General features: G+C 50.0%; 2 protein-coding genes. One reads left to right on the forward strand and one right to left on the reverse strand.

The features are described from left to right. Positions 1-98: 98 nt before the first annotated feature. Complete coding sequence (locus GO493_RS07780; protein WP_157305571.1) at positions 99-12,944, reverse strand: gliding motility-associated C-terminal domain-containing protein; 12,846 nt, start codon at positions 12,942-12,944, stop codon at positions 99-101. A 438-nt stretch (positions 12,945-13,382) separates the two neighbouring features. Between GO493_RS07780 and rpmI the strand changes: the two genes are divergently transcribed. Then, positions 13,383-13,580: a 50S ribosomal protein L35 gene (gene rpmI, locus GO493_RS07785; RefSeq protein ID WP_072357585.1), complete on the forward strand. Its 198-nt coding sequence runs from the start codon at positions 13,383-13,385 to the stop codon at positions 13,578-13,580. Positions 13,581-13,603 lie beyond the last annotated feature (23 nt).

Raw genomic sequence — 13,603 nt, forward strand, 5'->3', positions numbered from 1 at the left:
AGATCGTTTTCGGAGAGGGTGTTTTATTTTGAACATATAAAAAAAGCGCCCCGGGATATTCTCCCGGGACGCTTTGCCTATTTGGTTTTACACTTCTCTTATCGGATTGCGGTTACTTCACCTTTCACCACATTCACAGCACCACCTAACACTTTCTTATAGGTCAGCATCCACACATATGTACCTACCTCAACCAATTTACCTTTATACTTACCATCCCATCCTTTCTGGGCGTCCTTGCTCAGGAAGATCAGTTCACCCCAGCGGTTGTAGATGCGTAAGTCATAGTCGTACATTGGTCCATCCACAATTGGTTTGAAGTTATCGTTATGACCGTCATTATTCGGTGTGAACGCATTCGGGAATTGTGGTTTGGCTTCACATTGTTTGTAGCCGACTGTTATATCATCTGTTGCGGTTCCGCACTCGTTGGAAACAGTCACGGTGTATGTACCAGCTGTGCTTACAACATATGTGCTGTTAGTAGAACCATCCTGCCAGCGGATACTGTTTGCAGTACCAACGTTTGGTTTCAGGGTGAGGGTCTGACCGATACAGATGATGGTGTCGTTTGGTAGTATTGTGCCTGGGATACCAGCTACTGTTACGTTAATGCTATCCATTGTGATACGTGAGCAGAAGCGGTCCATCACGGATACGATGTATTTACCAGGCTGAGTGATCTCTCTCTGCGGTGTGGTATAACCATCGTTCCACATGTAGGATACAGCATCCGGATGAGTGGCGTCTACTGTTACGCGGCCTCCGGTACAGAATTCCCTGTCAGGGCCCAGATCGATGGTGAGATCAGGTCTGAGGCTTACTTCTACGGAATCTTTGATTACGCAACCGCCACGTGATACTGTTACTACGTAGTTACCAGCTTTGGATACTACGATAGAGCTGGATGTTTCACCGGTGCTCCAGCGTACTGTACCGCCGTCAGGATTTACAGTCAGCATGGTAGTAGCATCAGGACAGATGGTGATGTCGTCAGTCAATGTGATCTGCGGAGCAGGGTTCACAGTTACAGTTACATCTTTGTGGGTGGTACAGCCTTTCAGCGTTACATCCACTCCATATGTACCTGACATGTTCACGGTGATGGAGGCTGTTGTTTCACCTGTGCTCCATACGTAGCTGGCGCCTTGTACATAAGCATTCAGTTTAACTGACTGGCCTTCACAGATAGCTGTGTCACGGAGGTTCACTACCGGCGGATTATTCACGCTCACTTTGATAGAATCTGTAGTAGAGCAGATACCGTTGCTGACAGTTGCATAGTAAGTACCTGCAGCATTTACTGTGATTGTCTGGGTAGTGGCGCCGGTTGACCAGCGGATAGTGTATGCTGCGTTAGCTGCACCTGCATCGAGGGTGATGTTATCACCAACACAGATGGCGGTGTCGTTGCCCAGGTTCACTACTGGTTTCGGAATGTACTGCAGGTTGTATGTAACCGGATCGGATACGCAACCTGTTACGCCGTCTGTCACTGTGAAGGTAGCCTGTGTGGCGCCTTTCAGGTCAAACACGTTGCTGGTCTGAGTGAGCGGAGTGCTTACGGTTCCAGCTGGCACAATGCCTACCAGGGTAAATTTAGGCTTGCTTACTTTATTCAGCAGCATCAGCGCAAATTTGGTGTTGTTTGAACAGTTAGCTGCCATGTTCGGGTCCAGCTGTGGTTTCGGACATGGGCTTACCGTGATGGTCTGCACACGCTCGAAGGCAGCATTGCCACAGGCATCCGTGATATTCCATCTTCTGATGATGGTGTAACCTGCGCACACATCCACTGTATAAGGATCTGTTGTCATCGTTACCTTTTTAGGGAAGGTACCGTCACAATTATCTTTTGCATACAGGGTAGCTGCCACTGGAATGGATTGACCACAGGTCAATGTAACATCAGCAGGAGCAGGGTCGATCACCGGACGGGTAGTGTCTACTACGGTGATCACCTGGCGAACAACGGCTGTGTTGCTGCAATTATCCTTAGCGGTCCAGGTGCGGATCAGGCGGTAGTTGCTTGCGCAGGCACCGGTGATGCTTTCGCGGCTCTGGGTGTAAGAGATCTTCACGCTGCCACAGTTGTCTGTTGCGCTGATGTTGGCCGGTGCATCAGGTATTGCGTCGCAGCTTACAGTGGTATCCGCTGGTGGAACTACTGTGAAGGTTGGACGGGTAGTATCCTGGACGAGGATCACCTGTTGCATGGTGTTCTTATTACCACAGTTATCGGTTGCTGTCCAGGTACGTGTCAGGCGATAGCTGCTCAGACAGGTGGTGGACAGGAACTCTTTCTTCTCAGATACTTTTACTGCTATTGTAGCAGTACAGTTGTCTGTGGCTGTGATAGCCGGTACTGTTGGTACTTTATCACAATCTACGGTCAGGCTTGACGGTACTGTCATAGAGAACACAGGGCGGATGGTATCCTGTACTGTGATGGTCTGGGTCAGTACGGTTTTGTTACCGCAAAGGTCTGTAGCGGTCCAGGTACGGATGATCTGGTAGTTATCCGCACACGCGCTGTTAGAGATATTCTTACGTGTATCTACAGGATTTACTGTGATCACGCCAGGAGTACAGTTGTCTGTCGCTGTGAGCGGAGCACCTGCAGGCACCTTATCACAATCTACTGTGATGTTGGCTGGAGCAGGGTTGTCGAATACCGGAGCTGTCATATCCCTTACGGTGATCGTTTGTCTCAGGGTATCGCTGGCGTTGCCACAGGCGTCTACTGCCACCCATTTGCGGATCAGCTGGTAGTTGCTTGCACATGCACCTGGCTGGTCTACACGTACTTCGATCGGAGTAATGGTCATGGTGCCGTTACATGCGTCGATAGCGGTGAGGTTTACAGCGGCTGGTACGTTGTTACATTCTACAGTTACGCTGGCAGGAGCTGCACTACTGAATACAGGAGCTGTTCTGTCAACCACTGTGATGGTCTGCTGTGCCTGGGTGGTCAGTCCGCAACGGTCTGTCGCAGTCCAGGTACGCATGATCGTGGTTGTGCAAGCGTTTACTACTGTTGTTACATCATTATAAGTGACTGTCAGCGGTTCGTTGGTATAAGGCGCGTGGCTGAATACCGGTGTGCCGAACAGTGTGGTGTAATCTTTACCCTGTACACAATCTGTTGTTACAGCTGGCGGTACGGAGATTACAACCGGAGGTGTGTTCATCAGGGTCAGCATTACTGCGTTGCTGATGTTGCCGGTACAAGCACCGGACATTACCACTCTTCTGTACCAGGTGTTCTGGGTAATGTTAGCGGGGCTATAGGTAGCATTGGTGCCTCCTGTAGCTACGTTCACGAAACCTGTAGTTGCGCTGGTGGTACTTACCTGCCACTGGTAGGTGAAGGTACCGTTGCCACCGCTTACTGTGCCGCCCTGCAGCATGGCAGGAGTTTCGTTAGCACAGAGGAGCTGATCGGCCGTGATAGTATTACCCAGGATAGCCGGCTGGTTGGTCAGCGTTACCTGGTCTGGTGTTGAAGTACATATACCGTTGGTGATGGTCCATTGCAATGTTGCGCTGGTGCCGGCAGGTACCTGTACGGTTGTTGACGGGTTATGGATATCAGTGATGGTTGGTGAACCGCTGATGATAGTCCATGTACCGATCGCGTATGCCGGGCTAACCGGAGTAGCGTTCATGGTAAAGTTCACATTGTCACAGTTGGTCTGGTCAGCACCTGCGTTCGCGTTAGCCGGCATCAGGTAGTTACGCAGTTTCACTGTGTCTGTGGTGGCGGTACAAGTACCATTTGAAATGGTCCATACCAGGGTAGCAGAATCGCCGTTAGGTACTGTTACTGTTGAAGTTGGGCTTGCTACGTTAGCGATAACGGCTGCGCCCTGGATCACTGTCCATCTACCGGTGCCTACAGCTGGTGTGTTGGCAGCCAGGGTGAAGTTCGGATCCATACAGTGGTCCTGGTCAGGGCCTGCTGCTGCGGTTGAAGGCAGCATGTAGTTGCGCAGGATCACGCTGTCTACCGTTGTACAAAGACCGTTTGTGATGGTCCAGTACAGTACGGCGGTATCGCCGGGAGCTACTGTTACGGTAGCATTTGGCAGGGTGGCGGTTGATGCTGCGATTGTTGCAGTACCTGAGTGAACTGTCCACAGACCTGCACCTACAGATGGTGTGCTACCGTTCATTGTGAAGTTTGCGTCGTTACAATGTTCCACATCAGCGCCAGCGTTGGCCTGAGTTGGTTGCATGAAGTTACGCAGTGTTACCATATCTGTTGTCTGGCAGACGCCGTTGGTGATGGTCCAGGCCAGTATTGCTGTATCGCCTGCAGCTACGATCACAGGAGCGTTGCTCAGTGTAGAGTCTGTAGAAGCGATAGTGGCTTTACCAGTTACCAGGGTCCATTTACCTGTTCCAACGGACGGTGTGCTGCCATTCATTGTGAAGTTGGCGTCGTTACAGTGTTCCTGATCTGCGCCTGCGTTTGAAGCGGCAGGAGCTATGTAGTTGCGCAGGATCACGGTATCTTTTTCCACACATACACCGTTGGTGATGGTCCATACCAGGGATACTGTATCTCCGGCATTTACGCCAACAAGGGCAGTAGGAGTGTTTATAGTTGTTGGATCGATTGTACCTGTACCATTCAGGATGCTCCAGGTACCTGTTCCTACAGTTGGAGTGTTACCTGCAACTGTGAAGTTTGCGTCATCACAGTGGTCCTGGTCAGGGCCTGCTGTTGCTTTAGCAGGTGGCTGGTAGTTAGTCAGCACAACCTGGTCTCTTGTATCACAAACTCCGTTAGTGATCTGCCATTCAAGGGTTGCGGTGTTGCCTACAGGCACTACTACAACTGCGGCAGGATTGTTTATATCAGCAGGAGCGATGGTAGCTGTGCCGGAAATCACATTCCATTTACCTGTACCTACAGAAGGAACATTAGCTGCCATCGTGAAGTTGGCGTCGTTACAGTGTTCCTGATCTGCACCTGCAGCTGCCGGAGCCGGAGCCTGGAAGTTGCGCAGGATTACAGTATCTGGTTTAGAGGTACATGTAGGGTTAGCGATTGTCCATACCAGCATTGCGGTATCGCCCTGTGGTACTGTTACTGCTGCGTTAGGCAGGTTGACATCGGAAGCAGCGATCGTTCCGTTACCCATTACTACTGTCCAGGTACCAACAGCGCCTGTTACGTCAGGAGTGCTGCCTGCCATTGTGAAGTTGGCGTCGTTACAGTGATCCTGGTCGGGGCCGGCGTTAGCATCGGCAGGAGTGAGGTAGTTGGTGATCTGAACGTCGTCAGATACCGGCGGACAGTTACCGTTGGTTACGGTCCAGCGCAGTATTGCTGTTGCGTCGTTCGGAAGAACAATATTAACGTTCGGGTTGTGTTCCTGACCTGCCGGGATGGTTGCAGGGCCGGATACTACAGTCCAGGTACCGATAGCGCCGCGTTCTGTCGGAGCAACGGCAGCCATGGTGAAGCCGGCTGTGTTCAGACACATTTCCTGGTCTGGGCCTGCGTTGGCAGTCAGCGGTTGCTGGTAGTTGCGCAGGATCACGGTGTCGTTAGTAGAACACTGACCGTTGGTGATTGTCCATACCAGTACGGCGGTATCGCCGGCAGCAACTGTTACAGGAGCGTTGCTCAGTGTAGAGTCTGTAGCTGCGATAGTTGCAGTACCAAATGCTACTGTCCATTTACCGGCACCTACAGATGGTGTGCTGCCATTCATAGTGAAGTTAGCAACGTTACACTGTGACTGGTCAGGACCTGCGTCAGCAGCGGTTGGTTGTGCGAAGTTGGTCAGAACAACAGTGTCTCTTGTTTCACAAACACCGTTTGTAATTACCCACTGGAGGGTAGCCGTGTTACCAGCCGCCAGGGTGATCGGAGCGTTGATGTTGGTAGAATCTGTAGTGCCGATGGTTACCGGACCGGAGATCACATACCATTTACCGGTGCCTACAGTTGGTACTGTGGCAGCCAGGGTAAAGTTTGCAACATTACAATGTTCCTGATCAGGGCCTGCGTTGGCTTTGGCCGGTTGTATATAGTTATTCAGAACAACAGTGTCTCTTGTTTCACAGACACCATTGGTGATCACCCACTGGAGAGTAGCTGTGTTACCAGCCGTCAGGGTGATCGGAGCGTTGATATTGGTAGAATCTGTAGTGCCGATGGTTACAGGACCAGAGATAACGTACCATTTACCGGTGCCTACAGTTGGTGCCGTGGCAGCCAGGGTGAAGTTTTGATTATCACACTGAGCCTGGTCAGGGCCTGCGTTTGCCTGAGCAGGAGCTACATAGTTACTCAGAACTACAGTGTCTCTTGTTTCGCAGACACCATTTGTGATCACCCACTGGAGGATAGCTGTGTTACCAGCCGCCAGGGTGATTGGTGCGTTGATGTTGGTAGAATCTGTAGTGCCGATGGTTACAGGGCCGGAGATCACATACCATTTACCGGTACCTGCGGTTGGTGCAGTTGCGGAAAGGGTGAAGTTTGGAACATTACAATGTTCCTGATCAGGACCCGCATTAGCTTTGGCAGGAGCTACGAAGTTGGTCAGAACAACAGTGTCTCTTGTTTCGCAGACACCGTTGGTAATTACCCACTGGAGAGTAGCTGTGTTGCCGGCAGCTAAAGTAACCGGAGCATTGATATTGGTAGAATCTGTAGTGCCGATGGTTACAGGGCCGGAGATCACATACCATTTACCGGTACCTACAGTTGGTGCAGTTGCGGCAAGGGTGAAGGCGGCAACATCGCAATGTTGCTGATCCGGGCCTGCCTGGGCATTAGCAGGTTGTACATAGTTGTTTAATACAACAGTGTCTCTTGTTTCGCAGACACCGTTGGTGATTACCCACTGGAGGGTAGCTGTGTTACCAGCAGCCAGGGTAACCGCCAGGTTGGTGAGGCTGGAATCTGTAGCAGGAATAGTTACAGGGCCGGAGATAACGTACCATTTACCGGTACCTACAGTTGGAGCTGCGGCAGCCATGGTAAAGTTAGGAACGTTACACTGAGCCTGGTCAGGACCTGCGTTTGCCTGAGCAGGAGCTACGTAGTTATTCAGAACTACAGTGTCTCTTGTCACGCACACGCCATTGGTGATCACCCACTGGAGGGTAGCTGTGTTACCAGCCGCCAGCGTGATCGGTGCGTTGATGTTGGTAGAATCTGTAGTGCCGATGGTTACCGGACCAGAGATCACATACCATTTACCGGTACCTGCGGTTGGTGCAGTTGCACCAAGGGTAAAGGCGGCAACATTACAATGAGCCTGATCAGGACCTGCATTGGCATTAGCAGGTTGTACATAGTTATTCAGAACAACAGTATCTCTTGTTTCGCAGACACCATTAGTGATTACCCACTGGAGGGTAGCTGTGTTACCAGCCGCCAGGGTAACAGCCAGGTTGGTGAGGCTGGAATCTGTAGCAGGGATAGTTACAGGGCCGGAGATCACATACCATTTACCGGTGCCTACAGTTGGTGCTGTGGCAGCCATGGTAAAGTTAGGAACATTACACTGAGCCTGGTCAGGACCTGCGTTTGCCTGAGCAGGAGCTACATAGTTATTCAGAACTACAGTGTCTCTTGTTTGACACACACCGTTGGTGATCACCCACTGGAGGGTAGCTGTGTTACCAGCCGCCAGGGTGATTGGTGCGTTGATGTTGGTAGAATCTGTAGTGCCGATGGTTACAGGGCCGGAGATCACATACCATTTACCGGTACCTGCGGTTGGTGCAGTTGCACCAAGGGTAAAGGCGGCAACATTACAATGAGCCTGGTCAGGGCCTGCGTTAGCCTGAGCAGGAGCGACGAAGTTGGTCAGAACAACAGTGTCTCTTGTTTCGCAGACACCGTTGGTAATTACCCACTGGAGAGTAGCTGTGTTGCCGGCAGCTAAAGTAACCGGAGCATTGATATTGGTAGAATCTGTAGTGCCGATGGTTACAGGGCCGGAGATCACATACCATTTACCGGTACCTACAGTTGGTGCAGTTGCGGCAAGGGTGAAGGCGGCAACATCGCAATGTTGCTGATCCGGGCCTGCCTGGGCATTAGCAGGTTGTACATAGTTGTTTAATACAACAGTGTCTCTTGTTTCGCAGACACCGTTGGTAATTACCCACTGGAGGGTAGCTGTATTACCAGCAGCCAGGGTAACCGCCAAGTTGGTGAGGCTGGAGTCTGTAGCAGGAATAGTTACAGGGCCGGAGATAACGTACCATTTACCGGTACCTACAGTTGGAGCTGCGGCAGCCATGGTAAAGTTAGGAACGTTACACTGAGCCTGGTCAGGCCCTGCGTTTGCCTGAGCAGGAGCTACGTAGTTAGTTAAAACAACTGTATCTCTTGTCACGCACACGCCGTTGGTGATCACCCACTGGAGGGTAGCTGTGTTACCAGCCGCCAGCGTGATCGGAGCGTTGATGTTGGTAGAATCTGTAGTGCCGATGGTTACCGGACCGGAGATCACATACCATTTACCGGTACCTGCGGTTGGTGCAGTTGCACCAAGGGTAAAGGCGGCAACATTACAATGAGCCTGATCAGGACCTGCATTGGCATTAGCAGGTTGTACATAGTTATTCAGAACAACAGTGTCTCTTGTCTCACATACACCATTAGTAATTACCCACTGGAGGGTAGCTGTGTTACCAGCCGCCAGGGTAACAGCCAGATTAGTAAGGCTGGAATCTGTAGCAGGAATAGTTACAGGGCCGGAGATAACGTACCATTTACCGGTGCCTACAGTTGGTGCTGTGGCAGCCATGGTAAAGTTAGGAACATTACACTGAGCCTGGTCAGGACCTGCGTTTGCCTGAGCAGGAGCTACATAGTTATTCAGAACTACAGTATCTCTTGTTTGACAAACACCGTTGGTGATCACCCACTGGAGGGTAGCTGTGTTACCAGCCGCCAGGGTGATTGGTGCGTTGATGTTGGTAGAATCTGTAGTACCGATGGTTACAGGGCCGGAGATCACATACCATTTACCGGTACCTGCGGTTGGTGCAGTTGCACCAAGGGTAAAGGCGGCAACATTACAATGTTGCTGATCAGGGCCTGCGTTAGCCTGAGCAGGAGCTACGAAGTTGGTCAGAACAACAGTGTCTCTTGTTTCGCAGACACCATTTGTAATTACCCACTGGAGGGTAGCTGTGTTGCCGGCAGCTAAAGTAACCGGAGCATTGATATTGGTAGAATCTGTAGTGCCGATGGTTACAGGGCCGGAGATCACATACCATTTACCGGTACCTACAGTTGGTGCAGTTGCGGCAAGGGTGAAGGCGGCAACATCGCAATGTTGCTGATCCGGACCTGCCTGGGCATTAGCAGGTTGTACATAGTTGTTTAATACAACAGTGTCTCTTGTTTCGCAGACACCGTTGGTGATCACCCATTGGAGGGTAGCTGTGTTGCCGGCAGCCAGGGTAACCGCCAGGTTGGTGAGGCTGGAATCTGTAGCAGGGATAGTTACAGGGCCAGAGATCACATACCATTTACCGGTGCCGATACTGGGCGCTGTTGCAGCCATAGTAAAGTTAGGAACGTTACAATGTGCCTGGTCAGGACCTGCATTGGCGTTAGCTGGTTGCTGGTAGTTACGGAGTATTACTGTATCGCTGGTAACGCATACGCCATTGGTGATAGTCCAGATCAGTTTAGCGGAATCGCCGTTGGGAACGGTTACGCCGGTGGTTACTGTATTCGGACTTGCAATGGTAGCAGTACCTGAACCAAAACCGGAAGCCAGGCTCCATACACCAGTACCTACAGTTGGTGTGTTGCCTGTTACGGTGAACGCAGGGTTCATACACTGCGCCTGGTCGGGACCAGCGTCAGCAGGAGCAGGAGCGTCGAACACTGTTACTGTTGTGCTTACACAGGCAGTAGTGTCACAGGCGCCCAGGCCTTCTGCTCTTACATAATAAGTGGTAGTAGCGGTTAAGCTGACAGTGATGGTGGCGCCAATACCTATTGGTGTACCGCCACAGCTGCCTGCGTACCAAACCCATTGTCCATTAGGGGTACCATTAGCTTTCTGGCCAAGGTTACCGCCAACAACGGTAAGGGTAGTGGAACCGGTTACGCAGATATTCGGAGATCCTACTGCGATGCCGGTGGCGGCAACGGGAGGAGTCTGTACTTCAACGGTGAAGTTTGTGAGGGAGTCACAACCTGCGTTTGCCTTATTCCTGTAAGACAATCTGAAGTTATATATACCTGGAGCTGTACCAGCAGGATAAGTGATGGTAAGCGGCCAGATGATAGTGTCTTCAACTATAGGTGTGAAACCTGGCAGCGGGTTAGCGCCAACAGATGACAGGCTATAAGTATCAGGGTTGCCGGTAGTAGCCACTGTATCTATTACAAAGCTACCGTCAGCGTTACAACTGATAACAGGGCCCGCCAGTGTTACAGTAGGACGTGCGGTTTTGTGCAGTACTACGGTATCTTCGTTAGCCGCACAACCTCTTACGTTAGTGATAGACCAACCCAGTACGATATCGCCCACCATTTGTAAAGAAGTAACGGTGGTGTTCGGGTCGTGAATATCCGCAATGGTTGCGTTGCCGGAGATCAGTCTCCAGGTGCCTGTTTCAGCAGCGGGGCCTGTCAGCGTATCATTTGGTGCGCTGGCGTGCATAGTGAATACCATACCAGGGCCGCAGATAGTAGAATCCGGGCCAGCATCGCTGTAGGACGGATCATACAGCAGGGTAAGGGTATCCAGACCTGAAGCGGTACAGTTAGGATTCGCGGTGCTCTTCACTATCCATGCAAATACTGCGCTGACGCCAGGGTTATTAATAACAACTCTTGTTGTCGGGTTGTTAGGGTTGGCGATGGTCACATAATCTTCCATGGTCATGCTACCACTCAGATCAACACCAGGGCCATATACTGATTGTAATGACCATGAGCCGGTGGTGCCTGACTGAAGAACAGCGTTCATTTTGAAGTCGCCGCTCGGATTAGCAGAAGCACACAATACCTGGCTAGTACCGGGGTTTACAACCGGTTGAGGTGTTATCTTGATCTTAAATGGAGCGGAGGCCGCCGTACAGGTCCCTGTCGGGTCAGTTACCGTGACGGTATAGACAGAGTCTGCTGGATTTATGGTCTGTACAAATATAGATGTAAGGTCGTTACCTTCCGGTATAGGTGTTTTATTACCTAAAGCATCAGGACCTTTCTCCCATCTGATAGTGTTTCCCATGAGGGTACTATTGATGCGGAGCTCGACCTGTGTACCGGCACATACATTTGTAGAGGAAGCTGCCACTTCAACTGTGGGCAGGTCCAGTGATGTAATATAGGCATAGTTTGAGTCCACGCAGGTGTACATACTACCGCCGCTGCCATATTCTATGGTACCGTAAACGGTGATAGTAGTATCTGGTGTTACCACCTGGATGGTTCTCTGGTCTCCTGTATACCCTGGAAGGTCTTTCCATGTGTAATAATCAAATCCGCCGGAGGCTACGAGCTGCACATCCGCCCCGACGCACACCATACTCTTGGTGAGGTAGAGGGTAGGCATTGGCAGGATGGTGATCTTAATAGGGGAGGAGGGCGCCGCACAGGTGGTGGCGTCACTGCCAACCTCATAAATGCGGACGCGGAACAGGTAATCAGCCTGCACCGTGCGTGTTCCTTTCAGTTGTCCGGCGGGAATTACCAGGTCTTTGCTGGTAGCTGAACCGAAAGGTACATTTGTCCAGGTAACTCCATTATCGTCACTCATTTCCCATTGATAGGCGGGATTGGTGAAGTAGGTTACCGGAACATAGTTTGAATTAATGGTAACAGGGGCGCCTTCGCACAATACTTCTTTCAGGCTGGAGCTGTTACCTTGAATAGATGCGGTAATGATAGGGCTACAATACTGAAATTCGATATCGTCTACGGCGATATCGTTACCACAACCACCAGGTTTGTCATTAATAATATATACCTTGACGGAATCTATATTGGAAGGTACCGTGAAGGACCCTCCGTACCGTTGCCAGGTCGGTCCTGTGGACCCAAGCATCATGGATACGGAGTAGGTCTTGAACTCTGCCAGCTTCTGATTTACGTTAGCAGCGTTCACGACCCGGAATGTTACGCCTGAATATTTATAATCGGATACGCAATTGCTTTCAAATACGCCCTGTGTGTTCACGTTCATGAACCAGGCGCTAAAGTTATACACGGAACCTTTACAAAGGCCGGTTACAGTTTTCTGGTAAAACAGGTTAGGCTGATAAGCCGAGTTGGCTATCAGCATTGCTCCGCGGGTACCTCCTGTGTGGTCTCCTGTACTTACCCATTCTGATCTGAACTGGGTGTTACTTCCGATCACATAGTATTCATCATTCAAATCGCCGCTGGACTGGTAGGTGTACGTTACCACACCGTCTACGGGGTATTTCCTCCTGTTTACTCCGGAGGCCATAGTGCCAAAGTTTTCGAAGAAGCCAGGCATGGTCGCATTACCACCGCTACAGGTATTAATTGTACAGTCAACCACCACGAGTTTCTTGGTGACTGAGGTATATGTTGCTGTAGTTCCGTTCCATCTATAATAAGGGACGGTGAAGCTAACATCGTAGGTACCAGGTGTGAGGAACTGGAGGGTCAGCGATTTGGTCCTCTTTAATTTATCGTCCTTCACTGTAGTAGTGTTGGCAGAATAGAGGATCTCATAATCGGCAGTTGTACCGGTACCATTCCTTTTGATACTCCAGGTGGGCTGCTCTACAATAGTGGCTCCGTTCAGCTGGGCGTTTATACTTGTAAACTTGAGCTGATCGGCCGTACTGTTATTGGTGGACATGCAGACCGTATCAGGCACATTGAAGTATGCAGTTGGGGTTTGAGCCCGCACCATACTAAGTGTGCCGTACAACAGTACACATAATAGTATTAGAATCTTTTTCATCAGTAGGTGTTTTGTGAAAAAAGCATCAGTTCGCGGGTCTTTCAGACGTCCTGAATACTCAATGAGTTACAATGTTTTACCGATCGAAAAAGCTTCCAACCCCACACCGGGATGGCATTTTGAGAAGTGTAAAGTGTTTCCATAGGCTTGATCTTTGTTTAACTGATATGGCTAAAGATGTTACTATTTTAAAATTAAAATTATGACTAATATAGGAAATATAAAAAATGTGTATATATTCTAAATCGATAAATAGAAGGAGTACTGTAAGTGACAGGGGGATTTAAATTTGATATTCAGTATCTTAACGGGATGAAAAAAAGTTTAAAAAAGGTCTTAGAAAGTTATCCACATATCTTGGGGGTGAATAAATATTTTATATTACTAGTTCGTTGTTTAAAATAATTTTCTACCTTTGCAGACCAAATTTGATGTAAGATGCCCAAAGTAAAGACTCATTCCCGGGCGAAGAAGACCTTCAAGGTTACCGGGAGCGGACAGATTAAGAGGTATAATGCTTTCAAAAGTCACTTGCTGACCAAGAAGGCTACCAAAAGAAAGCGCCACCTGAGAGGTAGCAGCCTTGTTAGTTCAGCTAACCTGGACCTGGTAAAAAGAATGCTTGCTCTCAGATAATGAGATGTGGTGTTGTGTAATTA

Origin of the sequence: Chitinophaga tropicalis, assembly GCF_009758205.1 — a bacterium.
In the GTDB taxonomy this organism is placed as follows: Bacteria; Bacteroidota; Bacteroidia; order Chitinophagales; family Chitinophagaceae; genus Chitinophaga; species Chitinophaga tropicalis.

Bases quoted from the DNA above. Each gene is read 5' to 3' on its own strand.
- GO493_RS07780 (WP_157305571.1), bottom strand. From the start codon at position 12,944: ATGAAAAAGATTCTAATACTATTATGTGTACTGTTGTACGGCACACTT.
- rpmI (WP_072357585.1), top strand. From the start codon at position 13,383: ATGCCCAAAGTAAAGACTCATTCCCGGGCGAAGAAGACCTTCAAGGTT.